General features: G+C 61.5%; 24 protein-coding genes and 1 pseudogene. 20 read left to right on the forward strand and 5 right to left on the reverse strand.

Annotated features, from left to right (window positions below; genetic code table 11):
* Window positions 1–74: 74 nt before the first annotated feature.
* Window positions 75–2,954, forward strand: coding sequence for an aminomethyl-transferring glycine dehydrogenase (gene gcvP / locus ACUTSC_RS16745; protein ID WP_445653463.1), 2,880 nt, complete (start codon window positions 75–77; stop codon window positions 2,952–2,954).
* Between the two features lie 108 nt (window positions 2,955–3,062).
* Window positions 3,063–4,028: a quinone oxidoreductase family protein gene (locus tag ACUTSC_RS16750; RefSeq protein WP_060441306.1), complete on the forward strand. Its 966-nt coding sequence runs from the start codon at window positions 3,063–3,065 to the stop codon at window positions 4,026–4,028.
* 10 nt (window positions 4,029–4,038) lie between these two features.
* Here the strand turns inward: ACUTSC_RS16750 and ACUTSC_RS16755 are convergent, their stop codons facing one another.
* From ACUTSC_RS16755 to ACUTSC_RS16765, 3 genes are read right to left on the reverse strand one after another with little or no spacing between them, the layout of a single operon-like run.
* Entirely contained in the window at window positions 4,039–4,569 is a 531-nt protein-coding gene (locus tag ACUTSC_RS16755; RefSeq protein WP_443002891.1) for a GNAT family N-acetyltransferase, read from the reverse strand.
* Between the two features lie 5 nt (window positions 4,570–4,574).
* Window positions 4,575–5,984 carry an ATP-binding protein gene (locus ACUTSC_RS16760; RefSeq protein ID WP_445653464.1) on the reverse strand — a complete coding sequence of 470 codons (1,410 nt, stop codon included), beginning with the start codon at window positions 5,982–5,984 and terminating at the stop codon, window positions 4,575–4,577.
* Between the two features lie 4 nt (window positions 5,985–5,988).
* On the reverse strand, window positions 5,989–6,648 hold the full coding sequence (locus tag ACUTSC_RS16765) for a response regulator (RefSeq protein ID WP_019455640.1): 660 nt from the start codon (window positions 6,646–6,648) through the stop codon (window positions 5,989–5,991).
* Between the two features lie 189 nt (window positions 6,649–6,837).
* On the opposite strand from ACUTSC_RS16765, the gene ACUTSC_RS16770 reads away from it, so the two are divergent.
* The 12 genes and pseudogenes from ACUTSC_RS16770 to rbsK all read left to right on the forward strand — a co-directional run bounded on the left by ACUTSC_RS16770 (window position 6,838) and on the right by rbsK (window position 16,912).
* On the forward strand, window positions 6,838–7,071 hold the full coding sequence (locus ACUTSC_RS16770; RefSeq protein ID WP_060422831.1) for a hypothetical protein: 234 nt from the start codon (window positions 6,838–6,840) through the stop codon (window positions 7,069–7,071).
* Between the two features lie 95 nt (window positions 7,072–7,166).
* A complete protein-coding gene (locus ACUTSC_RS16775) occupies window positions 7,167–7,913 on the forward strand; it encodes an SDR family oxidoreductase (RefSeq protein ID WP_126179048.1) in 747 nt (248 codons plus the stop codon).
* Window positions 7,914–7,989: 76 nt separating this feature from the next.
* Window positions 7,990–8,313 (forward strand): annotated as a pseudogene (locus ACUTSC_RS16780) (BrnT family toxin).
* A complete protein-coding gene (locus tag ACUTSC_RS16785) occupies window positions 8,276–8,593 on the forward strand; it encodes a BrnA antitoxin family protein (protein WP_063990687.1) in 318 nt (105 codons plus the stop codon). Before ACUTSC_RS16780 ends, ACUTSC_RS16785 begins: the two are co-directional and overlap by 38 nt.
* A gap of 379 nt (window positions 8,594–8,972) precedes the next feature.
* A complete protein-coding gene (locus tag ACUTSC_RS16790) occupies window positions 8,973–9,791 on the forward strand; it encodes a DeoR/GlpR family DNA-binding transcription regulator (RefSeq protein ID WP_004931653.1) in 819 nt (272 codons plus the stop codon).
* Between the two features lie 48 nt (window positions 9,792–9,839).
* Entirely contained in the window at window positions 9,840–10,823 is a 984-nt protein-coding gene (locus ACUTSC_RS16795) for a substrate-binding domain-containing protein (RefSeq protein WP_193158368.1), read from the forward strand.
* A 2-nt stretch (window positions 10,824–10,825) separates the two neighbouring features.
* A complete protein-coding gene (locus ACUTSC_RS16800) occupies window positions 10,826–12,343 on the forward strand; it encodes a sugar ABC transporter ATP-binding protein (RefSeq protein ID WP_445653465.1) in 1,518 nt (505 codons plus the stop codon).
* Entirely contained in the window at window positions 12,336–13,322 is a 987-nt protein-coding gene (locus ACUTSC_RS16805; RefSeq protein WP_197768469.1) for an ABC transporter permease, read from the forward strand. Before ACUTSC_RS16800 ends, ACUTSC_RS16805 begins: the two co-directional genes overlap by 8 nt.
* A gap of 10 nt (window positions 13,323–13,332) precedes the next feature.
* Complete coding sequence (locus tag ACUTSC_RS16810) at window positions 13,333–14,367, forward strand: ABC transporter permease (protein WP_197768468.1); 1,035 nt, start codon at window positions 13,333–13,335, stop codon at window positions 14,365–14,367.
* 31 nt (window positions 14,368–14,398) lie between these two features.
* Window positions 14,399–15,070, forward strand: a complete 672-nt coding sequence (gene alsE, locus ACUTSC_RS16815) for a D-allulose 6-phosphate 3-epimerase (RefSeq protein ID WP_197768467.1) — start codon at window positions 14,399–14,401, stop codon at window positions 15,068–15,070.
* Between the two features lie 10 nt (window positions 15,071–15,080).
* On the forward strand, window positions 15,081–15,989 hold the full coding sequence (alsK, locus tag ACUTSC_RS16820; protein ID WP_197768466.1) for an allose kinase: 909 nt from the start codon (window positions 15,081–15,083) through the stop codon (window positions 15,987–15,989).
* Complete coding sequence (gene rbsK, locus ACUTSC_RS16825) at window positions 15,986–16,912, forward strand: ribokinase (RefSeq protein WP_197768465.1); 927 nt, start codon at window positions 15,986–15,988, stop codon at window positions 16,910–16,912. The genes alsK and rbsK overlap by 4 nt, the downstream gene beginning before the upstream one ends.
* A gap of 40 nt (window positions 16,913–16,952) precedes the next feature.
* On the opposite strand, the gene ACUTSC_RS16830 is transcribed toward rbsK, so the two are convergent.
* The gene (locus ACUTSC_RS16830) at window positions 16,953–17,561 is read right to left on the reverse strand and encodes an HD domain-containing protein (protein WP_197768464.1); all 609 of its coding nucleotides are present in this window, start codon (window positions 17,559–17,561) and stop codon (window positions 16,953–16,955) included.
* A gap of 183 nt (window positions 17,562–17,744) precedes the next feature.
* On the opposite strand from ACUTSC_RS16830, the gene trhA reads away from it, so the two are divergent.
* Both trhA and ACUTSC_RS16840 read left to right on the forward strand, forming a co-directional pair.
* Window positions 17,745–18,419 carry a PAQR family membrane homeostasis protein TrhA gene (gene trhA, locus ACUTSC_RS16835; protein ID WP_197768463.1) on the forward strand — a complete coding sequence of 225 codons (675 nt, stop codon included), beginning with the start codon at window positions 17,745–17,747 and terminating at the stop codon, window positions 18,417–18,419.
* Between the two features lie 150 nt (window positions 18,420–18,569).
* Window positions 18,570–19,067, forward strand: coding sequence for a DUF2165 family protein (locus tag ACUTSC_RS16840; protein WP_033649451.1), 498 nt, complete (start codon window positions 18,570–18,572; stop codon window positions 19,065–19,067).
* Between the two features lie 38 nt (window positions 19,068–19,105).
* Here the strand turns inward: ACUTSC_RS16840 and ygfZ are convergent, their stop codons facing one another.
* Window positions 19,106–20,098 carry a tRNA-modifying protein YgfZ gene (ygfZ, locus tag ACUTSC_RS16845; RefSeq protein WP_443002895.1) on the reverse strand — a complete coding sequence of 331 codons (993 nt, stop codon included), beginning with the start codon at window positions 20,096–20,098 and terminating at the stop codon, window positions 19,106–19,108.
* Between the two features lie 320 nt (window positions 20,099–20,418).
* Between ygfZ and sdhE the strand changes: the two genes are divergently transcribed.
* The 4 genes from sdhE to creC are packed head-to-tail and all read left to right on the forward strand — an operon-like array spanning window position 20,419 to window position 23,198.
* The gene (gene sdhE, locus ACUTSC_RS16850; RefSeq protein WP_019455657.1) at window positions 20,419–20,685 is read left to right on the forward strand and encodes an FAD assembly factor SdhE; all 267 of its coding nucleotides are present in this window, start codon (window positions 20,419–20,421) and stop codon (window positions 20,683–20,685) included.
* On the forward strand, window positions 20,666–21,088 hold the full coding sequence (locus ACUTSC_RS16855; RefSeq protein WP_197773499.1) for a protein YgfX: 423 nt from the start codon (window positions 20,666–20,668) through the stop codon (window positions 21,086–21,088). The genes sdhE and ACUTSC_RS16855 overlap by 20 nt, the downstream gene beginning before the upstream one ends.
* Window positions 21,088–21,783, forward strand: coding sequence for a two-component system response regulator CreB (gene creB, locus ACUTSC_RS16860; RefSeq protein ID WP_197773498.1), 696 nt, complete (start codon window positions 21,088–21,090; stop codon window positions 21,781–21,783). The genes ACUTSC_RS16855 and creB overlap by 1 nt, the downstream gene beginning before the upstream one ends.
* Window positions 21,780–23,198, forward strand: a complete 1,419-nt coding sequence (gene creC, locus ACUTSC_RS16865) for a two-component system sensor histidine kinase CreC (protein ID WP_197768460.1) — start codon at window positions 21,780–21,782, stop codon at window positions 23,196–23,198. The genes creB and creC overlap by 4 nt, the downstream gene beginning before the upstream one ends.
* Window positions 23,199–23,270: the final 72 nt, after the last annotated feature.

The following is a 23,270-nucleotide window of genomic DNA, read 5'->3' on the forward strand; positions in this document are numbered from 1 at the left end:
CCTTTCGGCCGGGGCGTTTTAGTTACCGTTCAAGCTATATCCCGTATCACGCAAGCATTCAGGAATTTGTAGCAATGACTCAGACACTCAGCCAACTCGAACACAGCGAAGCGTTCATCGAACGCCACATCGGCTCTTCTGCGGAACAACGCCAGGAGTTGCTGGCAGCGGTGGGCGCTCGCTCGCTCAGCGCGCTGATCCAACAGATCGTGCCGGCGGACATTCAGCTGCCGGGGCCGCCGCCGGTCGGCGACGCGGCGACCGAACATCAGGCGCTGGCTGAGCTGAAGGCGATCGCCTCGCAGAATCAGCGCTACAAATCCTATATTGGCATGGGCTACAGCGCCGTGCTGACGCCGCCGGTGATCCTGCGCAACATGCTGGAAAATCCGGGCTGGTACACCGCTTACACCCCTTATCAGCCGGAAGTGTCGCAGGGCCGCCTGGAAGCGCTGCTGAACTTCCAGACCGTGACTCTCGATCTGACCGGCCTGGATCTGGCTTCCGCTTCGCTGCTGGATGAAGCCACCGCCGCTGCCGAATCGATGGCCTTGGCCAAACGCGCCAGCAAGCTGAAAGACGCCAACCGCTTCTTTGTGGCCGACGACGTGCATCCGCAAACGCTGGACGTGGTGCGCACCCGCGCCGAAACCTTCGGCTTCGACGTCATCGTCGATAAAGCGGAAAAAGTGCTGGAGCTGGACGGCGTGTTCGGCGTGCTGCTGCAACAGGTGGGCACCACCGGCGAGCTGCACGACTACAGCGCGCTGCTGGCCGAATTGAAATCGCGCAAAATCATCACCAGCGTGGCCGCCGACATCATGGCCCTGGTGCTGCTGACCGCGCCGGGTAAGCAGGGCGCCGATGTGGTGTTCGGCTCCGCGCAGCGCTTCGGCGTGCCGATGGGCTACGGCGGCCCGCACGCCGCCTTCTTCGCCTGCCGCGACGAGTTCAAGCGTTCGATGCCGGGCCGCATCATCGGCGTTTCCCGCGATGCCGCCGGCAACACCGCGCTGCGCATGGCGATGCAGACCCGCGAGCAGCATATCCGCCGCGAGAAGGCCAACTCGAATATCTGTACCTCGCAGGTGCTGTTGGCCAACATTGCCAGCCTGTATGCGGTATATCACGGCCCGCAAGGGCTGCAGCGCATCGCCGGGCGTATCCATCGCCTGACCGACATTCTGGCCGCCGGGCTGCAGAAGGCCGGCCTGACGCTGCGCCACAGCACCTGGTTCGACACCCTGACCGTTGAAGTGAAAGACAAAGCGGCGGTGCTGGAACGCGCGCTGAGCTTCGGCATCAACCTGCGTACCGATATCCACGGCGCCGTGGGCATCACGCTGGATGAAGCCACCTCGCGTGAAGACGTGCAAACGCTGTTCGCACTGCTGGCCGGCGACGAGCACGGCCTGGACATCGACGCGCTGGACGCGGCGGTGAGCAAGAACAGTCAATCGATCCCGGTCGCCATGCTGCGTCAGGATCCGATCCTGACCCATCCGGTATTCAACCGCTATCACAGCGAAACCGAGATGATGCGTTACATGCATCGCCTGGAGCGTAAGGATCTGGCGCTGAACCAGGCGATGATCCCGCTGGGCTCTTGCACCATGAAATTGAACGCTGCGGCGGAAATGATCCCGATCACCTGGCCTGAATTCTCCGAGCTGCACCCGTTCTGCCCGCCGGAGCAGGCTGCCGGCTACCAGCAGATGATCGGCCAACTGTCTCAGTGGCTGGTGCAGCTGACCGGCTATGACGCGGTGTGCATGCAGCCGAACTCCGGCGCGCAGGGTGAATACGCCGGCCTGCTGGCGATCCGTCGTTACCACGAAAGCCGCAACGAAGCGAGCCGCCACGTCTGCCTGATCCCGAGCTCGGCACACGGCACCAACCCGGCCTCTGCCCAAATGGCGGGCATGAGCGTGGTGGTGGTCGCCTGCGACAAGAACGGCAACATCGATCTGCACGATCTGCGCGTCAAGGCAGAGCAGGCGGGCGAAGAACTCTCTTGCATCATGGTGACCTACCCGTCGACCCACGGCGTGTATGAAGAAACCATCCGCGAAGTGTGCCAGATCGTGCATCAGTTCGGCGGTCAGGTGTATCTGGACGGCGCCAACATGAACGCCCAGGTGGGTATCACCACGCCAGGCTACATCGGCGCGGACGTTTCGCACCTCAACCTGCATAAAACCTTCTGCATCCCACACGGCGGCGGCGGTCCGGGCATGGGCCCGATCGGTGTGAAAGCGCACCTGGCGCCGTTCGTGCCGGGCCACAGCGTTGTGCAGATCGACGGCGTAACCACCCAGCAGGGTGCGGTTTCCGCAGCGCCGTTCGGCAGCGCCTCCATCCTGCCTATCAGCTGGATGTACATCCGCATGATGGGCGCGGAAGGCCTGAAGCAGGCCAGCCAGATGGCGATCCTGAACGCCAACTACATCGCTACCCGCCTGAAAGGCGCATACCCGATTCTGTATACCGGCCGCGATCACCGCGTGGCGCACGAATGTATCCTCGATATTCGCCCGCTGAAGGAAGAGACCGGCATCAGCGAAATGGACATCGCCAAGCGCCTGATCGACTTCGGCTTCCACGCGCCGACCATGTCGTTCCCGGTGGCGGGCACGCTGATGGTCGAGCCGACCGAGTCGGAAAGCAAGGTGGAGCTGGATCGCTTTATCGATGCGATGCTGGCGATCCGCAGCGAGATCGATCGCGTCGCCAAAGGCGAATGGCCGCTGGAAGATAACCCGCTGGTGAATGCGCCGCACGTGCAGGCGGAGCTGGTCAGCGACTGGCAGCACCCGTACAGCCGCGAGCTGGCGGTGTTCCCGGTGGCCGGCGTGCGCGAGAACAAGTACTGGCCGAGCGTTAAGCGTTTGGACGACGTCTACGGCGACCGTAACCTGTTCTGTTCTTGCGTGCCGATGAGCGATTACGAATAACACGTTCGGCAAAGTTTGTGTTCGGGGGACACCGCATCATGCGGTGTCCCTTTTTATTTTATTGCGGCCTATTCTTTTCTGTACGTTCCCACGATTTGAGGAGTCACCATGCAAGCGGCAATCGTAACAGCGCTGGGGCAAGCCCCGGTTTTCGGCACCTTTGAGGAGCCCCAGGCGCAGGCGAATGAAGTGCCGATCGAGGTTCTGGCGGCCGGCATCAAACAGCTGGATCGCGCTACCGTCGCCGGCACCCATTACTCCAGCCCCAAGCAGCTGCCGATCGTGCCCGGCACCGACGGCGTGGGCCGGACGGCCGACGGGCAACGGGTCTATTTCGCCTCCTTCCGCCGTCCTTACGGCGCGATGGCTGAGCGCAGCGTCGCGTCATGGACGGTGCCGGTGCCGGAGGCGGTAGACGACGCCACGGCGGCGGCGCTGATCAATCCGGCCTTCGCCGCCTGGCTGCCGCTGCGCTGGCGAGCGGATCTGCAGCCCGGTGAAACGGTGCTGATCATCGGCGCTACCGGCACCTCGGGCAAACTGGCGGTTGCGGCGGCGCGTCAGGCGGGAGCCGGGCGCATCGTTGCCGCCGGCCGTCGGCTGAGCGTGTTGGAGGCGTTGGGCGTGGATGCCACGGTGGATCTGAGCCTGCAGGGCGAGGCGCTGACGCAGGCCTTCGCGGCGGCGGCGGGGCCGGGCGGTTATCAGGTGATCGTCGATTATATCTGGGGCCCGGCGACCGAAGCGCTGCTCGCGACGCTCAATAATCACGATCTCTCGTCTTACGCCGGCGGGCGCGGCATTCGCCTGGTCAACGTTGGCTCGATGGCCGCGCCGGACATCCGGCTGCCGGCGGCGGTATTGCGCAGCAATCAGCTGCAGATCCTCGGCAGCGGCACCGGCAACTTCCCGCCGATCCCGGAGATGCAGCGCTACGCGACCGAAATTCTGGCGCTGGCGGCGACGGGCGCGCTCACTATCGAGACGCAGGAGCACGCGTTGGCGGAGATCGCCGAGGTGTGGGATCTGAACAAGAAAAGCGACGTGCGTTCGGTGATACGCATCGCCCGTTAGGCCCTTGCCGTTAACGGCAAGGGCAGACCAGGTGAATATCCTCCGGCTCACGGGCGAACAGCTCGGCATCCGGGCGCTCGATGAGCCGGCAGCCCTGCGCCAGATAGAAGTCTACGGTGCTTTTGTTAGGGATGGAGGAGACGTATAGCCCGGCGGCGCCTTCCTGTGCCGCCTGACGCAGGCAGAGTTGAAACAGCTGCTTGCCCAGCCCCAGGCCGCGTTGGTGCGCGCTGACGTAAAAGAACAACAGCTGGCGCAGATCCCGCTGCGGGCCGCGCGGCTCGGTGTCCAGCGCCGCCGCCGCGACGATCTCCTCGCCTTCGAACCGCGCGAAGAACGCGCCGCCGCGATCGAAGCAGGCTTCGTGGATTGGCGTATAGGTTTCCCGGTCGTGCGGATCCCAGCCGCGCACGTCGTAGTAGTCCGGGTAGGCTTGCAGCTTGCCGTCCTGCAGGCGATACAGGGTGTCGATGATTTCACTGCGGTCGATATCCCATAGGCGGTCGAGTTGCTGCCGTTGCATCAGAACAGGGGCGCTCATGATCGTTATTCACTCTCAGTCTGTGGCCGGTAACTTTCCGGCAAATCGATAATAAAACCGATGCCGCGATCGTCGAGGCCTTCGGTGACGCGCAGCTGCGCGCCGATTTTGTCGGCCAGGTTCCGGGCGATGGCCAATCCCAGCCCGCTGCCGGTTTGCTGCGTGCCGGGCACGCGGTAAAAGCGTTCAAACAGGCGCGGAAGGTGCTCTTCGCTCACTCCGGGGCCGTTGTCGCGCAACGTAATATAGCAGCCGAGCGGTGCCAGCGAACGGATATTGGCTTCGATGCGGCTACCGGGCGGCGCGTACTTGAGCGCGTTGTCCAGCAGATTGGTGAAGATGGCGATCAGCGCATGGCGATCGGTGTTTATCACCACGTCCTCGCTGCCGTCGAGCGAGAGTTCCACATCCTTTTCCAGCGCATAGGGGACGTGCTGCGCGATGCATTTGCCAATGTCGGCGTAGATGTCCACCGCCTCGATTTTCAGCGGAAAATCCTCCGCCTCCAGCTTGGCCAGGTTGATCAGCTGGCGCGACAGCGACGCCGCGCGATCCAGCCCCTGTTGCATGTCGCCGATGATCTCCCGGCGCTCCTGTTGCTCCGAGACCTGGGTCAGCAGATGCAGCTGCGCCAGCACGGCGGCGATCGGCGTGCGCAGTTCGTGTGCCGCATCGGCCATAAAGCGTTTTTCGCGCTGGTTGGCGGCGTCGATGCGCGCCATCAGCTTGTTGACCTCCACCACCACCGGCCGGATTTCCTGATACTGCTCGCTGACGTTGATCGGCGACAGGTTACCCGGCTGGCGATCGGAGATGGTGCGGGCGATCTGGCGCAGCGGCCGCAGGCTGAAGTAGGCGGTAAACAGCAGGGTGATGATGATCGCCGCCAGAATGCCCAGCAGCGGCATGGCGGTGCTTTCCGCCGGGTTACCGAACAGCGTGGTGCGATCGTTGAACGACTCGCCGACGATCACCCGGTATTGGCGCTTTTCGCTCCAGCTGCCGGCAAGATGCCAGTTGGCGCCGGCGTACTTAACGGAGCCGGACAGCACCGAAGGCGGCAGGCGCAGCGGCTCTCCCTGCGTTTGCGAACTGTAAAGCACCCGGTTGTCCCGATCGTAAACCACGAACAGCGGGTGGTAATCGATTTGATCCTGCATGCCGTTATTGATGGAATCAATGTACATGCCTTCAATGGTCTTGATGATGCCGCGGTAATCGATATTGTCGGTGCCGGTTTCATCGAGAATATTGGCGATACCCACGGCGACGATGCGTTGCTGGTTATCGAAATATTTCTCCATGTCGGGGTAATACCAATATTTCACCCAGGCGACGAGGAGCCCCCACAATAATAAAATGGCCAGCACCTGGAAAATAATGGTGCGCATAAAGAAGGATTTGAAACCGATCATGCCGCTACTCTTTCTTCAGCAAATAGCCAATGCCGCGTACGGTAATAATTCTTTCTTTACCGATCTTGCGCCGTAAATTATGCATATGCACTTCCAGCGAGTTGCTTTCCACGCTGTCGCCGTGGCCGAATAACCGCTGTTCCAACACCGCTTTGCGCACCACGGTGCCGGCACAGCGCATCAGTTCGTGCAGCAGGTGATACTCCTTTTTCGACAGCATCAGCAGTTCGTTATCCAGCGTCACCTGATGGTTGACCGGATCGAGATACAGCGTGCCGAGGCTCCAGGTTTGCGACGCGAAGCCCGCCATGCGGCGGTTGACCGCCTTGACGCGCGAGATGAGTTCGGGCAGCGCAAAGGGTTTGGCCAGAAAGTCGTCCGCGCCGGAATCCAGGCTGTTCACCAGGCTTTCGATGCGGTCGCGGGCGGTCAGGATGATGATGGGGATATTTTGCCCGGCGGCGCGCCAGGCGATCAGCTTTTGCAAACCGTCGCCGTCCGGCAGCGTAAGATCCAACAGCATCAGGTCGAACCCGCCGGGTGAAAGTTTATTTTCTGCGTCCGCGAGCAGGCGCACCCAGCACAAATTAAAGCCGGTGAGCTCCAATGCGCGGCACAGCGCCTTGCCTAATTGCAGGTCGTCTTCCACCAACAGTATGTTCACGTTTGTTCCGCTGAGATCCTCAAATCGCGATTATCTAACTATAACCCTGCCGGGAAGACAACGGGGAAACTCGCTTTGCCTGCGCGTTCTTAAGCAAACCTTAATCTGGCTTTAATCTCGCGTTAAGGGAACGCGGTGGAATTTCAGTTATTTTGCTGCCATTCGATGCCACAACAGAAGGAGCGAAACATGCAGACTGACGGTTCCCCGCTCGCGGGCACCTCGCGGCGGCTGATATATGCAGGCGTGGCGGCCGTGCTCGTTCTGTTGATGCTGTCTTTTCGCGGCGACGCCCAGAGCCATGGCCATAGCGGCCTGCATGCTGCCGGCTTACAACGGGGGCATCAGGTGACGACGCCGGACGCCTACGGCTGCGTCAAAGCGCGCATTAAAAAGCAGCTGCGCCGCCTGGCTCAGCTTTAAAGCGTTTTTTAGCGCGCGGCTCTATACTCTGACGGGCAAACGGGGCGCCTGTGCACAGGCCGCTGTGTTGATATCGCCAACCAGAGAAAAACAATATGACGAAAGTGGCATTGGTCACAGGCGCGAGCCGGGGAATTGGTCGTACGACCGCTTTGCTGCTGGCCCGGCAGGGCTATGCGGTGGGGGTGAATTACCTGCGCGACGAAAGCGCGGCGCGGCAGGTGGTGGCGCAGATTGAGGCGCAGGGCGGCAAGGCGCTGGCGCTGCAGGCCGACGTGGCCGATGAAGCACAGGTGATGGCGATGTTCGCTGCGCTGGACGCCGGGCTGGGCACGCTCAGCGCGCTGGTCAACAATGCCGGGATTCTGTTCCAGCAGGCGAACATTGAACAATTGACCGCCGAGCGCATAAATCAGGTGCTCGGCACCAACGTGACCGGTTACTTCCTGTGTTGCCGCGAGGCGGTGAAGCGCATGGCGCTGCGCCATGGCGGGCAGGGCGGCGCTATCGTCAACGTTTCCTCCGCGGCGTCCCGGTTGGGGGCGGCCGGGGAATACGTCGATTACGCCGCCTCGAAAGGCGCCGTCGATACCCTGACCATCGGGTTATCGCGCGAGGTGGCGGCGCAGGGCATCCGCGTCAACGGCGTGCGGCCCGGATTCATCTATACCGAGATGCACGCCAGCGGCGGCGAGCCGGGCCGAGTGGATCGCGTGAAGGACAGTTTGCCGATGCAGCGCGGCGGGCAGCCGCAGGAAGTGGCGGAGGCGATCGCCTGGCTGCTGTCTGACGCTGCGTCTTACGTGACCGGCACCTTTATCGAGGCCGCAGGCGGGCGTTGAATGCATGAGGGAGTTTTGACATCCCGCTGTGCGGAGTGTATTTTGATTAAATAACAATCAAAATGTAGTTACAAAAATGTATGTTTATTTTGAATGGAATCAGGATAAAAATCACAGCAACCAGCGCAAACACCGCGTCAGTTTTGAGATTGCGCAACGGGTTTTTCTGGATCCCAACCATTTGGCCGTGCTGTAGAGGATCGAGGGCGGAGAAGAACGCTGGCAAACGCTCGGTATGGTCGGCTCCTGTTTGCTGCTGCTGGTGGCGCATACGACGATCGAAACGGATGTCGAAGGCGATACAGTAGAGATCGTGCGTATCATTTCAGCACGCAAGGCCGATGCCAAAGAGAGGGGAAGATATGAAGCGCAAAAATTCAGCCAAAAATCTGGCACATAGCGTACTCCCTCCGTTGACGGAGGAGCAAAAAGCGCAAATTGCTTCGTTGAGCGCGCTGCCGGATGAGGATATCGATTATGCCGATGCCCCGGCTCTGGGTGAGGAAAAGTGGCAGGCGGCGGTGCAGGGGCGTTTTTATAAACCGATGAAAGTATCGAAAACCATCCGAATCGATGCGGATGTGTTGGCCTGGCTTCAGCGGCCAGGCAAAGGCTATCAGAAACGCCTGAACGCCGTGTTGCGTGAGGCAATGTTGAAAGAGCATGAGCACGAGGAATAAGTCGTGTCAGGCGGGTAACGGTCCGGTGAGGTTCTCACCGGATTTTTTTTGCAGTTTTTCAGGTAAAGCCTACCAGCATTAGCCGTCGCTCGGCAGCGTTCGGTCAAAACCACAAAAACGGTCATTAACGGTCATGTTGCGGAACGTGGAATTGTGACCGTTTACCGTTTCTCTCCTGCCTGTCTAAGACGCACACATATCATAACTGCCTGTTGCTCCACACTTTCGTAATTATTCATTTCATTTCCTTCCCGATTTTTTTGACAACTATCACACCGCGATCGTTGCCCGATCGCGGGGCGATGCGCTTTGCGTCTGCGCGCAAAACGCGGCGCGGCAAATCGATATCTTAATCATCGTCGTGGAGGAGAAAAGAAACATGCTGCCTGTAGAACGTCATCGCTTTATCACCGAAGTCTTGAGCCAGCGCGGCCGCGTAATGGTGCAGGAGGTGGCGCAGCTGTGCCACATCTCTATCGAGACGGCGCGGCGTGATCTGGCCTTGCTTGAACGGCGTGGCCTGCTGCTGCGCAGCCACGGCGGCGCGGTGTTTGTCGAGCCGCCGGCAGTGGAAAAAACCTATGTGCCCGCCGAGATAGACCAGGGGGAATCTTTCCGCCAGCGCAGCAACGAGGCGCCGGAACAGAAGACGCGCATTGCCAAACGCGCGCTGGAATTTATCGCGCCAGGGGATTGTCTGCTGCTGGACAGCAGCTCCACCAGCTGGTTTTTGGCGCGCCAACTGCCGGATATCTCGCTGGTGGTATTGACCAACTCGCTGCACATCATCCAGACGCTGGCCTGCAAGGCCAACGTGCGCACCATCGGCCTGGGGGGCGAGTATTCCGCCAAGTACGAGGATTTTATCGGCGTGCTGGCGGAGCAGATGTTGAAGGAGTTTGTGATCAACAAGCTGTTCTTCTCTTGCCACGGCATCTGTCAGGACGGCGGCATCCGCGAGAGCAACGAGCACCATGCGCGGTTGAAGCAGCAGATGCTGCTGGCGTCGGAGCGCAAGTTCCTGCTGGTGGACAGCAACAAGTTCGGCCGCCGCTCGTTCGCGCGCATCTGCCACTACCGGGAGATAGATACCTTAATCACCGATCGGCTCAGCGACGACGAATTTCGTCAGGAACTGGCCTGGAACAACGTCGACGTGATTGAAGTTTCACCCGCCGCGAAAAGGGCGGCGCGATAACAACAACGAAAACTCTTTATTACAGCCAACACTTGTGGAGAGAGAACAATGAAAAAATCCGTACTGGTCGGTCTGTTTGCCTCGCTGCTGCTTTCGGTCTCCGCGCAGGCGGCGGACAAACTGAAAATGGGCGTGGTGGTGAAGATAGGCGGCATTCCCTGGTTCAACGCCATGGAGGCCGGCATCAAAAGCGAAGGCGCCAAACGCGGCATCGATGCCTGGATGGTCGGACCGACGGCGGCGGATCCGGCGCTGCAGGTGCGCGCCATCGAAGATCTGATCGCGCAGAAGGTGGACATCATCGGCGTGGTGCCGAACGACGCTCGGGTGCTGGAGCCGGTGCTTAAGCGCGCGCAGGAAGCGGGCATCAAGGTGATCGTGCACGAATCCCCCGGCCAAAAGTACGCCGACTGGGACTTTGAGCTGGTGGACGCCTCGCAGCACGGCGTCAACCACATGAAAGCGCTGGCCGCCTGCATGAAAGAGCAGGGCAAGTACGCGGTGTACGTCGGCAGCCTGACGGTGCCGCTGCACATCACCTGGTCGGACTCGGCGATCAACTACCAGAAGCAGCACTACCCGAACATGCAACTGGTGGGCGACAAGTTCGGCGTGGGCGAATCGCTGGATGACAGCGTGCGCACCACCAACGATCTGATGGCTAAATATCCCGATCTGAAAGGCGTGCTGGCCTTTGGTTCACAGGGGCCGATCGGCGCCGGGCGCGCGGTGCTCAACCGCGGCAAAAGCAACGATATCTGCGTCATCGGGCCATTCAGCCCGGGCCAGGGCGCTTCGCTGGTCAACCGTGGCGCCATCAAGGGCGGCTATATCTGGAATCCGCTGGTGGCCGGCGAAGTGTTCGTGCGCATCGCAGACATGATGCATAAGGGAGAAAAGATCACCGATGGCATGACCATCGAAGGCATGGGCAAGGTGCAGGTGGATGCGCAGCAGCACACCCTTCTCGGCAACGCCACCGAAAGCCTGGATAAGCAAAACCTGCCGAAGCTGGTGAAGATGGGGCTGTAATCATGGCGATTTCCGGCAATACGGCAACGCAGGGCACGCCGCTGATCGCGCTGCAACAGCTGTCGATGACCTTTGGCGGACAGCGTGCGCTGAACGCTATCTCGCTGGCGCTGATGCCGGGGGAAGTGCACTGCCTGGCCGGCACCAATGGCTGCGGAAAAAGTACGTTGATCAAGGCGATCGCCGGCGTGTATCAACCGGACGACGGCAGCCGCATCACCATCGACGGGCAAACCTTCGGTCGGCTGTCGCCGGATCAGGCGCGCGCCTTCGGCATTCAGGTGATCTACCAGGATCTGTCGCTGTTTCCCAACCTGACGGTGGCGGAAAACATCGCCTTCGAGCACAACCTGCATGGGCTGCTGGGATGGTACCGCCCGGAACGGCTGCGGCGCACCGCCGAGCGGCTGCTGCAGGAGCTGAGTTTCCATCTGGATCTCGACAAACGGGTGGCGGAGCTGCCGATCGCCCAGCGCCAGCAGGTGGCGATCTGCCGCGCGCTGGTGGCGGAGGCGCGGCTGGTGATCATGGATGAACCGACCGCCTCGCTGACCCGCACCGAGGTCAATCAGCTGCTGCGCACGGTGGATTACCTGAAAGCGAAAGGCATCTGCGTGGTGTTCGTCAGCCACCGGCTGGACGAGGTGCTGGAAATTTCGGATCGCGTCACGGTGATCCGCGACGGCAACAAGATCGGCACCTGGCCGGCGGCGGAGATCACCGGCGATCGTCTGACCGAGTTGATGACCGGTCTGAAGCTGGACTATCGCCTGAAGTCACCGAGCATGAATAAGGATCGGGTGATGTTGGAGGCGGATCGCCTCAGCCGCACCGGGCAGTATCAGGACGTGAGCTTCCGGCTGCATCAGGGCGAGGTGCTTGGGCTGTGCGGCCTGCTCGGCTCCGGGCGCACCGAGCTGGCGCTGAGCCTGTTCGGCATGACCCGGCCGGACAGCGGCAAGCTCTACCTCGACAGCAAACCGGTGCGCTTTCGCGGCCATGAGGACGCGATCAAAGCCGGCATCGGCTACGTCTCGGAGGATCGCCTGACGCTCGGCCTGGTGCAGCAACAGTCGGTGGCGGACAACGCGGTGCTGACCATTCTCGATAAGCTGCGCGGGCGTTTTCGCCTGATTGACGACTACCGCAAGAATCGCATCGTCGCGGAGTGGATCGCCAAACTTGGCGTGCGGGTGGCGGATCCGGAGCAGGCGGTTTCGACGCTGTCCGGCGGCAATCAGCAAAAGATCGTGTTGGCCAAGTGGGTGCTGACCCAGCCGCGGATCCTGATCCTCGACTCGCCGACCGTCGGCGTCGACGTTGGCGCCAAGGCCAGCATCTATCAACTGATCCATCTGCTGGCGCAGGAGGGGATCGCCATTTTACTGATCTCCGACGAGGTGCCGGAGGTGTATTACAACTGCGATCGGGTGCTGCACTTCAGCGGCGGCAGCGTGATCGGCGAATACCTGCCGGGGCAGGTGAGCCAGCAACAGCTGGCGGAGGCGGTCAATGCGTAGATTCAGCCTGAAACCGCGCGGCAACGAAGGCTACCTGGCCTGGGTACTGCTGCTGACGGTCATCGTTTTTTCGCTGCTCAGCGATCGGTTTTTGACGGTGCAAAACCTGCTCGATCTCAGTGAAAGCTATGCGGTGAGCGGCATTTTCGCCCTCGGCCTGTTCGTGGTGCTGGTGACCGGCGGCATCGATATCTCCTTCGCGGCGGTGGCCTCGGTGGTGCAGTACCTGATCGCCACGCTGGCGACCCACTACGGGCTGGCCAGCCCGGCGGGCAGCATTCTGCTGGCGTTGGCGATCGGCGCCGCGCTGGGCATGGTCAACGCGCTGTTGATCTACTGCCTGCGCATCGTCTCGATCATCGTCACCATCAGTATGCAGGCGTTCTTGTTTGGCATGCTGATGTGGCTGACCAACGGCCGCAGCCTGTACGCATTGCCGGACTGGTGGACGCTGCCGCGCAGCGTGCTGCCGTTCCAATTGGATGAACAGAGCTATCAGCTCGGTTTGCCGACGCTGGTGATGCTGGCGGTGGCGCTGCTGACCTGGCTGCTGCTGAACAAGACGCACCTCGGGCGCCAGCTGTTTGCCGTCGGCGGCGATGCGGAGTCGGCGCGGCGCATCGGCATCCGCGTCGGCCTGCTGCACCTGTTCGCCTATGGCTATCTGGGCGTGATGGCGGCGATCGGCGGCCTGGTGCAGGTGTACCGCATGGGGGAGGTGGTGCCCAATGCGCTGGTGGGCGGTGAGCTCGATGTACTGGCGGCGGCGGTGCTGGGCGGCGCCAGCCTGAACGGCGGCAAGGGCAGCGTGATCGGCACGCTGATGGGCGTATTCCTGATCGGCGTACTGAAAAACGGCCTCAACCTGATCGGCGTGTCCAGCTACTTCATGAACGTGGTGATCGGCCTGGTGATCGTCGCGGCGATTACCGTCACCCACTACAAGAAACGCAAAGAAACCGACGTCGGTTTCGCCTGAGGAGCGCCTGATGGGCAACTACCTGAAATTTCGTCCGGACGGCACCGCCGTCGGCCTGTTGGCGCTGCTGGTGGCGGTGGTGCTGGCCTTCAGCCTGCTGATGCCGGGGCGCTTCTTCAGCGGCGCCACCTTCACCAGCGTGGCGTTCCAGCTGCCGGAGCTGGGCCTGCTGACCCTGGCGATGTTCATCCCGATCCTCAGCGGCGGCCTGAACCTGTGCATTATCGCCAGCGCCAACCTGACCAGCCTGCTGATGGCCTGGCTGTTCATCAGCTATCTGCCGCCGGACGCCGGGCTGGGGCTGCAGGCGCTGTGGCTGGTGTTGGCGCTGGCGGCGGCGATGCTGCTGGCCGTGATGATCGGCGCGGCGACCGGCGCGTTGGTGGCCTACGTCGGCGCGCATCCGATTCTGGTGACGCTGGCAACCATGACCACGGTTAACGGCATCGGTATCTACCTGACGCGCGGTGCGGCCCTGAGCGGCATGCCGGAGATCGTGCGGTTTATCGGCGCCGAGCGCGTGCTGGGCGTACCGGTACCGCTGTGGATCTTCCTGGCGGTTGCCGTGCTGCTGGCGCTGTTCTTGCAGAAAACCCGGCTCGGCAAATGCATCTACATGAGTGGCAGCAACATCAACGCCACCCACTTCAGCGGCGTGAATACCCATCGGGTGCTGATCGCCATTTACACCCTCTCCAGCCTGCTGTGCGTGATCGCCGGGCTGGTGATGATGGCGCGCTTCAACTCGGCGCGCATGGGCTACGGCGACGCTTATCTGCTGCTGACGGTGCTGGCGATCATTTTGGGCGGCACCGATCCGTTCGGCGGTTTTGGCCGGGTCAGCGGCGTGGTGCTGGCGCTGGTGGTGCTGCAGGTGATCGCCACCGGTTTGAACCTGATGAACGTCAGCCCGCATTTCAGCCTGGCGATGTGGGGTGCGGTGCTGATCGCAGTGCTGGCGCTGAAGTTTTTCCGCCATCGCTACCGGCAGCGGCGGGCGATGCGCCGCAGCGCGGCCCAGGCCAGAGCCGCAGCGGGCCACTGATCCTTTTTCCCTTTTGCGCAGGATAACGCTAATGAAATACCAGATTTCACCTTCACTGATGTGCATGAACCTGATGGATATCCGGCAGCAATTGGCGGTGCTGAACCGCCGCGCCGATATGCTGCATATCGACATCATGGATGGGCACTACGTTAAAAACATCACGCTGTCGCCGTTCTTTATCGAACAGATCCGCCCGCACACCTCGTTGCTGCTGGACGTGCACCTGATGGTGGAGAACCCGACCGATTTTATCGATCCCATCGCCCGCGCCGGCGCGGACTTTATCTGCCCGCACGCCGAAACCATCAACCGCGATGCGTTCCGCGTGATCAACCAGATCCGCGTGCTGGGCAAAAAAGTGGGGGTGGTGCTGAACCCGGCCACGCCGGTGGAATTTATCCGCCACTACCTTCATCTGCTGGACAAGGTCACGGTGATGACCGTCGATCCGGGCTATGCCGGGCAGCCGTTTATCCCCGAAATGCTGGAAAAGATCCGCCAGTTGCGCGATCTGAAAAGCCAACAAAACCTGAGCTATCTGATCGAGATCGACGGATCCTGCAATCAGCGTACCTACCGCGATCTGATGGGCGCCGGCGCGGAAGTCTTGATCGTCGGCAGCTCCGGGCTGTTCAACCTCGATCCGGACCTGGAGACGGCATGGGAAAAAATGCTGGATCAGATGCGGCAGGCGGCCTGAGGCGGGGGACATGATGCGGCATTTTCTTGGCGTTGACGTCGGCGGCACCAATACCCGCCTGCTGTTGATGGATGATGACGGCGAGTTCAGCGGGTACCGCAAGATAGCGACCGCCGATTGGGCACGGCAGGCCGATCCGCTGGTGGCGTTGGGCCGCCTGATCGCCGGGCATTGCGAGGATCGGCAGGTGGCGCAGGTGATGCTCGGGCTGCCGGGGATCCTCAGCCGGGATCGCTCGCGGGTGCTGTCGCTGCCGTTCATTCCGGCGCTTGACGCCCAGCCGGTGGCGGCGCTGTTGGCCGATGCGCTGGCGCTGCCGGTGCGGATGGATAAAGACGTCAATCACCTGCTGTGGTGGGACTTGCAGCAGTTGCCGGCGCTGCCGCAGGTGGCGGTGGGACTGTATCTGGGCACCGGCATGGGCAACAGCCTGTGGCTGAACGGCGACTTTTATCACGGGGCGCACGGCGCTGCCGGTGAGCTGGGGCACATTCCCTGGCCGGGCCATCAGGGTGAGTGCCCGTGCGGTAAACGAGGCTGCGTCGAGAGCCTGACCTCGGGCCACTGGCTGACCGGCTGGGCGCGCGCCAACGCGGCGCAAACGCCGTTCGAACGGCTGTTTGAACGCCACGGCGATCATCCGGATCTGCAGCGCTTCGTCGAACGATTGGCGCAGACCATCGCCATCGAAATGAACGTGCTCGATCCAGAGCGGCTGATCCTGGGCGGCGGCGTGATCGCCATGAATGGTTTCCCGTTGGTGCGCCTTGAGCAGGAGATCCGCCGCCATTTGCGCGGGCCGCAGCCGGCGCAGGGGCTGGCGATCTCCATCAGCCGCCTGACCGATGAAACCGGCAGCAAAGGCGCCTGCCTGGCCGCCCGGCGCCACCTCCAATTGAGCAGGGAGTACCCGCAATGAAAGGCAAAGTCTGCGTGTTCGGTTCATTCAACCTGGATATCGTCGCCGGCATGGCGCGCTTTCCGCAGCCCGGCGAATCGCTGATCGCCCGCAACAGCATGATGGGCGCGGGCGGTAAGGGCGCCAACCAGGCCACCGCCGCGCTGCGCGCCGGGGCAAGAGTGCATTATATCGGCAAGGTGGGGCGCGACGACTTCGGCACCTTCGCCCGGCGCCACCTCGCCGCCGCCGGTTTCGATGCGGTGACGCTGTTCTCGACCGGCGATTGCCCGACCGGTAATGCGCTTATCTACGTTGCAGGCGAGGAGGCGGAGAACATGATCGCCGTCGATCCCGGCGCCAACCTGACGGTCAGCGAAGATGAGGTGCGCCAGTGCCGGCCGGCGATCGCCGCGGCGGACATTCTGTTGACCCAACTGGAGAACAATCTGCCGGCGATTGAGCAGGTGATCGCCATCGCCCGCGAGGCGCAGACATTCATCATTCTCAACCCGGCGCCGTTTCAGCCGGTGCCGGACAGCCTGCTGGCACAGGTCGATCTGCTGACGCCCAATGCCACCGAGTGTACGTTGCTGACCGGCGTGCCGGTGCGGGATGTGGCTTCGGCGCGCCAGGCGGCGCAGGTGCTGCACGCCAAGGGCATTCGCTTGCTGATCGTGACCTTGGGTACCCAGGGGGCGTTGTTCTCGGACGGGGAAAACAGCGAGCTGATCCCGGCGTTTCCAGCGCAGCCGAAAGACACCACCGGCGCGGGCGATGCGTTTAACGGCGCCCTGGCGGCGCAGCTGGCGAATCAGGTGCCGTTAGCCGATGCGGTGCGCTTCGCCGCCGCCTACGCGGCGGTCTGTGTGGAACGGGCCGGAGCGGCGGGGTCAATGCCGAGCTATGAGGAGGCGTTGGAACGCCAGCGGGCGTCCGCGTGACGTTGACGGGCTGCGGCGAAGAGGTGGCAGCCCGGTTCTCTTACTTCAACCAGCCTTTGCGCTGCGCATCCCGCAGGTGCTGTTCCATGTGGTGCCACAGTTCGGGGTGCACGTCGGCGATCGTTGCGTTGCGCGACAGCACCTGCTCCAGGCTGATGCCGTTCTCTACCCAGCTCTGACCTTCGTTATGCAGGTTCATCAGCATCGGCATGGTGCGATCCAGCAGCAAAGCGAAGCGTGCATCGGCGCTTTCGCCATCTTCATATTCCTGCCATAAAGCGGTGAAATACTCGCGCTGAGCCTCCGGCAACATGCCGAACAGACGGCGCGCCGCCGCCACTTCCTGATCGTGGATCGCCGCGCGGGCCGCCAGATCGTAGACCAGCACGTCGCCGGCGTCGATTTCCACGATGTCATGCAGCAGCGCCATCTGGATCACGCGCTGAATGTCTACGTCATCACCGGCGTAGGGCGCCAGGCTCATGGCGGCGATGGCGAAATGCCAACTGTGTTCGGCGGAGTTTTCCTGGCGCTGGGTACCCAGCACTTTGGTGCGGCGTTGCACGCCTTTCAACTTATCGATTTCCATCAGGAACTGGATGACCTGGGTCATTGAGCCGAAATCTAACGCGGGTACAGCGGATGACATGGTGTAAACCTCAAGGTGGGTGGGTTGAAGCCTGACGATTGTAGACCACCGGACGGGCGATTTCGATGGTTACACGCGTTCACATTTTTATTTTAGCGTACACGTGTACACTGGAATTATTCTCAGTTAAGCTGCTTTGCGTTAATTTCGCACAAAGCAGGGCATTTTGAGGGGTTGCGCGTTATGGGGAAAACGGACGTAGTGAAAGCCGGGAGCAATAAGATTGTCGCCGCGGCTTATCCGTGGGCGGAAGAGATCGCCAACAGCATCAGCCACGGCATCGGGCTGGTGTTCGGAATCGTCGGCCTGGTGTTGCTGTTGGTGCAGGCGGTGAATACCGGCGCCGATGCGACGGCCATCACCAGTTATAGCCTGTACGGCGGCAGCATGATCCTGCTGTTTCTCGCTTCCACGCTCTACCATGCGATCCCGCATCAGAAGGCCAAGCATTGGCTGAAAAAATTTGACCACTGCGCCATTTATCTCCTGATTGCCGGGACTTACACCCCGTTTTTGCTGGTGGGGCTGGATTCGCCGCTGGCGAAGGGCCTGATGGCGGTAATCTGGGGGTTGGCGCTGCTCGGCGTGCTGTTCAAACTGGCCTTCGCCCACCGTTTTGAAGCCCTGTCGCTGGCGACCTACCTGACGATGGGCTGGCTGTCGCTGATTGTGATTTATCAGCTGGTTACGCGGTTGGAGGCCGGCGGCGTCACGCTGCTGGCGATAGGCGGGGTGGTCTATACCCTCGGCGTGATTTTCTACGCCTCCAAGCGCATCCGCTTTGGCCACGCCATCTGGCACGCCTTCGTGCTCGGCGGCAGCGCCTGCCATTTCATGGCGATCTACCTGTACGTCTAAACGTTATCGCTACGTCTGAATGCGTATTGAACAGGCGCCTCTTTTGTTTTAAAAAAGAGGCGCTTGCTTCTTTCGGGTATCCAGCAAGCCCGTTCTTTCATTTCTGAGCCCGCATACTCTTTCTCTTAACTTTGTTCAGGACTCATCACGATGATCGTTCGCTTATCCAAAGCGCTGCTGGTCTGCGCTATCGCTTTGTTCGCTTCGCTGGTGGCCTTCGGCAATATCACCGATTACGGCTCCAACTTCGCCTTTGTGCGCCACGTCTTTATGATGGACACCATTTTCCCCGACGCCACCATCGGCTACCGTTCGATACAGACGCCGTGGCTGCATCACGCCGGTTATATCTTCATCATCGCGCTGGAGAGCCTGACCGCGCTGCTGTGCTGGATCGGCGGCCTGCGCCTGTTGTGCGGCCTGAAACTGCCCGCTAAAGCTTTCAACGGCCGGAAAAAGCTGGCGGTTGTGGGGCTGACGCTGGGCTTCCTCACCTGGCAGGTGGGCTTTATGTCGATTGGGGGCGAGTGGTTTGGCATGTGGATGTCGAAACAATGGAACGGGGTGCCCGATGCGTTTCGCTTCTTCGTCACCATCATCCTGGTGCTGATTTATCTGGTGCAGCGCGACGGGGAGTTGGACGAGTAACGAAGACGGCCGCAGGCAGGGCGCCTGCGGCCGATGAATTATTTCTCTTCGGCCAGCGAGTAGGGTAACGGTTTGATCGCCAACTGACTGGCGGCATCGTCGCGTACCCGCAGCTTGCTATCGGCGTCTAAATCGTTGTTCATCACTACCTGTACCCACAGCGTGCCGTCGGCCAGTTGGCTCGACGCCAATACGGTGCCGGTGCGGCGCCAGTTTTCACCCAGCTGCAGCTCCAGGTCTTCCGCCGCCTGCGGGGCGCGGGCTGCCTTACCTTCCAGCCAGTAGAGCGCACGCTTGTTGGCGCCGCGGAATTTGGCGCGCGCCACCATCTCCTGACCGGTATAGCAGCCCTTGCTGAAGCTGATGCCTTCCAGCGCCTGCAGGTTGGTGGCCTGCGGGATCAGCTGTGCGCTGTTGGCGGCGTCGATAACCGGGTAGCCGGCTTCGATGTCCAGCGCCAACCATTGGCCGCTGTCATTCAGTTCCGCCTGGTCATGCAGCTTGCCGATCAGCTGTTCGGCCACGGCAGGGCGGGTCACCAGCAGAAAACGTTCCGCCGGCGCGTTGAAGTGCAGAATCGTGGTCTCGCCGTCCTGCACCACCGGGTGTTCGGCGTCCGGCAGCGTGGCGAACAGGCCCGCCAGTGCGGCGCGCGCCTGGAAACCGGCGACGCCCAGCAACACCGCGTCGTTATCGGCGGCGATGGTGACTTTGGAGAATACCGCGTATTTTTTGATTTCCGCCAGCTGGCTGTCCAGCACGCTGCGGCGTTCCAGATAGGCGAAGCCTTCGCCACGGTGGAACAGACGCAGGTTGCTCCACATTTTGCCCTTGGCGTCGCAGTGGGCGCACAGCACGTGTTGATCGGCCGCCAGCGCGTCGATGTCCGCCGTCACCTGGCCCTGGAGATATTTCACCGTGTCCGGCCCGTTTAACGTCACCAGCGCCCAATCTTCCAGCGAGATCAGCGTCAGGGGTAGATGGGTGGAAGCGGAGGGCTGACGGGGTGGGAATGGAATGTTATGCGCCATAGTAAGTTCCTGCTCAACGTTTAGCTTACCTGAAGGGTATTGAACCCATGGTAAAAGAGGCGGCGGGCTTTGCAAACTGTTATTCGCGCCCCGGCGCCGGGGAGCGCTTTTTTTGGCATTTTGCGCTTTATTACGTTTTCCGCAGCAAAGCGCCTTCCCGGCGTGTATGTCAAATTGTTACTCTATAGGCTTGCGGCCAGGGCACCCTTGCAGACAGATCCCCGGCTGATGGAATTATATTGCGACGGCGTTGCCATACAGTGTGTCATTTGAACTCTGCGCTGGCGCTGCCGCGCTGAAAAGAGGTGAGTCATAACAACATGGATATTAACAATAAAGCACGTATTCACTGGGCTTGCCGCCGTGGTATGCGCGAGCTGGACATCTCCATCATGCCGTTCTTCGAATACGAATACGACAGCCTGAATGACGCGGACAAGGCGTTGTTCATCCGCCTGCTGGAGTGCGACGATCCCGATTTGTTCAACTGGCTGATGAATCATGGCGCGCCGCAGGACAGCGAGCTGCAGAGAATGGTGACCCTGATCCAAACGCGAAATAAAGACCGTGGCCCAGTGGCGATGTGATATCCGCATTTCCTGGCGCACCCAGCTGTTTTCCCTGTTGACCCACGGCGTTCTGATCTTGCTGATCCTGATTTCGCCCTGGCCGGAAGGCTTTGGCCCGCTCTGGCTGGTGCTGCTGACGCTGGTGGTGTTTCAGTGCATTCGCAGCCAGAAGCGCATCGCCGCGGTGCAGGGCGAGCTGCGGCTGCTGGCGGACCGGCGTTTCAGCTGGCACGGCCACGAGTGGCGGCTGGCGAAAAAACCGTGGATGCCGGGTTACGGTATGCTGCTGACGCTGCTGCCGACGGAGGGCAAAAAACGCCGTCGGCTGTGGCTGGCTTCCGACTGCATGAGCAAAGAGGAGTGGCGCCACCTGCGGCAGCTGTTGCTGTATCCGCCGGCGGGGGGCGGCGAAGAGCCTTGATGAAACCCGTACTCTGGTTGGTAGAGGATGAACCCAGCATTGCCGATACGCTGGTTTACACGCTGGAGAGCGAAGGCTTCGAGGTGCGCTGGTTCGAACGCGCGGAACCGGCGTTGCAGGCGCTGGCGCAAGGCGCGCCCGCGCTCGCTATCCTCGATGTCGGTTTGCCGGATATCAACGGCTTTGAATTGTGTCGCCGCCTGCTGGCTCAGGCGGCCGACCTGCCGATTCTGTTTCTCACCGCCCGCAGTGATGAAGTGGATCGCCTGATCGGGCTGGAGATTGGCGCCGACGACTATGTCGCCAAGCCGTTCTCCCCTCGCGAGGTCAGCGCGCGGGTGCGCACCATTTTGCGCCGCCTGCATAAGCAGCAGCGCCTGCAACAGAGCGCGCTCTACCGTTTCGGCGCTTTCACGCTCGACGAAGACGCGGCCACCATCTCTTACCATCAGCGGCCGCTGCCGCTGACCCGTTACGAATACCTGCTGCTGAAAACGCTGCTGTTGGCGCCCGGACGGGTGTTCTCGCGGCAGCAACTGATGGAAAGCGTTTGGGCGCAGGCGGAAGAAAGCCTGGATCGCACCGTCGATACCCACATCAAAACGCTGCGCGCCAAGCTGCGAGCGGTAGAAGCCGGTGAACCGCCAATCCATACCCACCGCGGATTGGGCTATAGCGTGAGCCGCCAGCCATGAAAATTGGCCTGCGCCTGCTGCTGGGATATTTCCTGATTGTGGCGGTGGCCGGGTACTTCGTGCTGAGCATTTTCGTCCAGGAAGTGAAGCCCGGCGTGCGGCGCGCCACCGAAGGCACGCTGGTGGATACCGCCAACCTGCTGGCGCAGATCGCCCGTCAGGACATGCAGCGCGGCGATGCGGCGCATGGCCAACTGGCGCAGGCATTTACGCAGCTGAACCAGCGGCCGATCGGCGCCAATATCTCCGGCATCCGCAAGGATCGCAGCGAATACCACGTCTATCTTACCGATGCTCAGGGCAAGGTCATCTTCGATTCTGCCGGCCGCGCGCAGGGGCAGGATTATTCGCGCTGGAATGACGTTTATCGAACGCTGCGCGGCCAGTACGGCGCCCGCAGCACCCTTAGCGACCCGCAGGATGAAAACAGTTCGGTGATGTATGTGGCCGCGCCGGTGATAGAACAAGGGCGTATTATCGGCGTACTCACCGTGGGTAAACCCAACAGCACCATGGCGCCGGTGATCAAACGCAGTGAACGGCGCATTCTGTGGGCCGGCGCATTGCTGCTGGGGATCGCGCTGCTGATCGGGGCGGTATTCGTCTGGTGGATCACCCGTTCGATAGGCCGGCTGGTGCGTTATGCCGACGGGGTGGCGCAAGGGGAAAGCGCGCCGCTGCCCAAAGTGGGCGGCCGGGAATTGACGCAGCTGGCGCAGGCGCTGGAGAGCATGCGACTGAAGCTGGAAGGCAAAGCATATATCGAACAGTATGCACATACCCTGACGCATGAGCTGAAAAGCCCGCTGGCGGCGATCAGGGGCGCGGCAGAGCTGTTGCAAGAGTTGCCGCCGCCGGAGACCGCCCGGCGTTTTCTCACCAATATCGAGCAGCAAAGCGCACGCATCCAGCAGCTGGTGGACAAACTGCTGGTGCAGGCGCGGCTGGAGAGTCGGCCAGACATGGAGACCGCGCCCATCGCGATCGCGGCGCTGGTCAGCCAGACGGTGGCGGGCAAAGAGGCGCAGGCGACGCAGCGCGGCGTCAGGTTGCAACTGGAGGCGTTGGCGGAGGTGACGCTGAACGGCGATGCGTTGCTGATCAGCCAGGCGCTGACCAACCTGCTGGACAACGCGATCGACTTTACCCCGCCGGGCGGTTGCGTCAGCGTACGAGGCGAACGGCGGGAACAGCATTACTGCATCAGCGTCTGCGATGACGGCAGCGGCATTCCGGACTATGCGCTCGATAAGGTGTTCGAACGTTTTTATTCGCTGCCGCGCGCCGAACGGCCGAAAAGCAGCGGGCTGGGGCTGAACTTCGTGCAGGAGGTCGCCCGTCTGCATCATGGCGGCATTCACCTGCGCAACCGCCGGCCGCACGGGGTGGAAGCGACTTTCAGGTTATCGCTGTGACTTCACCTTCCCTTCACATAACCACATTCTGATTTCACCTGCGGGTTTTATCGTGGCCTCATTACCTACGAG

It is taken from the genome of Serratia sp. TSA_105.2 (genome assembly GCF_052692115.1).

What these genes read in the sequence shown, in the direction of transcription:
- gcvP (WP_445653463.1), top strand. Translation starts at nt 75, where the DNA reads ATGACTCAGACACTCAGCCAACTCGAACACAGCGAAGCGTTCATCGAA.
- ACUTSC_RS16750 (WP_060441306.1), top strand. Translation starts at nt 3,063, where the DNA reads ATGCAAGCGGCAATCGTAACAGCGCTGGGGCAAGCCCCGGTTTTCGGC.
- ACUTSC_RS16755 (WP_443002891.1), bottom strand. Translation starts at nt 4,569, where the DNA reads ATGAGCGCCCCTGTTCTGATGCAACGGCAGCAACTCGACCGCCTATGG.
- ACUTSC_RS16760 (WP_445653464.1), bottom strand. Translation starts at nt 5,984, where the DNA reads ATGATCGGTTTCAAATCCTTCTTTATGCGCACCATTATTTTCCAGGTG.
- ACUTSC_RS16770 (WP_060422831.1), top strand. Translation starts at nt 6,838, where the DNA reads ATGCAGACTGACGGTTCCCCGCTCGCGGGCACCTCGCGGCGGCTGATA.
- ACUTSC_RS16775 (WP_126179048.1), top strand. Translation starts at nt 7,167, where the DNA reads ATGACGAAAGTGGCATTGGTCACAGGCGCGAGCCGGGGAATTGGTCGT.
- ACUTSC_RS16785 (WP_063990687.1), top strand. Translation starts at nt 8,276, where the DNA reads ATGAAGCGCAAAAATTCAGCCAAAAATCTGGCACATAGCGTACTCCCT.
- ACUTSC_RS16790 (WP_004931653.1), top strand. Translation starts at nt 8,973, where the DNA reads ATGCTGCCTGTAGAACGTCATCGCTTTATCACCGAAGTCTTGAGCCAG.
- ACUTSC_RS16795 (WP_193158368.1), top strand. Translation starts at nt 9,840, where the DNA reads ATGAAAAAATCCGTACTGGTCGGTCTGTTTGCCTCGCTGCTGCTTTCG.
- ACUTSC_RS16800 (WP_445653465.1), top strand. Translation starts at nt 10,826, where the DNA reads ATGGCGATTTCCGGCAATACGGCAACGCAGGGCACGCCGCTGATCGCG.
- ACUTSC_RS16805 (WP_197768469.1), top strand. Translation starts at nt 12,336, where the DNA reads ATGCGTAGATTCAGCCTGAAACCGCGCGGCAACGAAGGCTACCTGGCC.
- ACUTSC_RS16810 (WP_197768468.1), top strand. Translation starts at nt 13,333, where the DNA reads ATGGGCAACTACCTGAAATTTCGTCCGGACGGCACCGCCGTCGGCCTG.
- alsE (WP_197768467.1), top strand. Translation starts at nt 14,399, where the DNA reads ATGAAATACCAGATTTCACCTTCACTGATGTGCATGAACCTGATGGAT.
- alsK (WP_197768466.1), top strand. Translation starts at nt 15,081, where the DNA reads ATGATGCGGCATTTTCTTGGCGTTGACGTCGGCGGCACCAATACCCGC.
- rbsK (WP_197768465.1), top strand. Translation starts at nt 15,986, where the DNA reads ATGAAAGGCAAAGTCTGCGTGTTCGGTTCATTCAACCTGGATATCGTC.
- ACUTSC_RS16830 (WP_197768464.1), bottom strand. Translation starts at nt 17,561, where the DNA reads ATGTCATCCGCTGTACCCGCGTTAGATTTCGGCTCAATGACCCAGGTC.
- trhA (WP_197768463.1), top strand. Translation starts at nt 17,745, where the DNA reads ATGGGGAAAACGGACGTAGTGAAAGCCGGGAGCAATAAGATTGTCGCC.
- ACUTSC_RS16840 (WP_033649451.1), top strand. Translation starts at nt 18,570, where the DNA reads ATGATCGTTCGCTTATCCAAAGCGCTGCTGGTCTGCGCTATCGCTTTG.
- ygfZ (WP_443002895.1), bottom strand. Translation starts at nt 20,098, where the DNA reads ATGGCGCATAACATTCCATTCCCACCCCGTCAGCCCTCCGCTTCCACC.
- sdhE (WP_019455657.1), top strand. Translation starts at nt 20,419, where the DNA reads ATGGATATTAACAATAAAGCACGTATTCACTGGGCTTGCCGCCGTGGT.
- creB (WP_197773498.1), top strand. Translation starts at nt 21,088, where the DNA reads ATGAAACCCGTACTCTGGTTGGTAGAGGATGAACCCAGCATTGCCGAT.
- creC (WP_197768460.1), top strand. Translation starts at nt 21,780, where the DNA reads ATGAAAATTGGCCTGCGCCTGCTGCTGGGATATTTCCTGATTGTGGCG.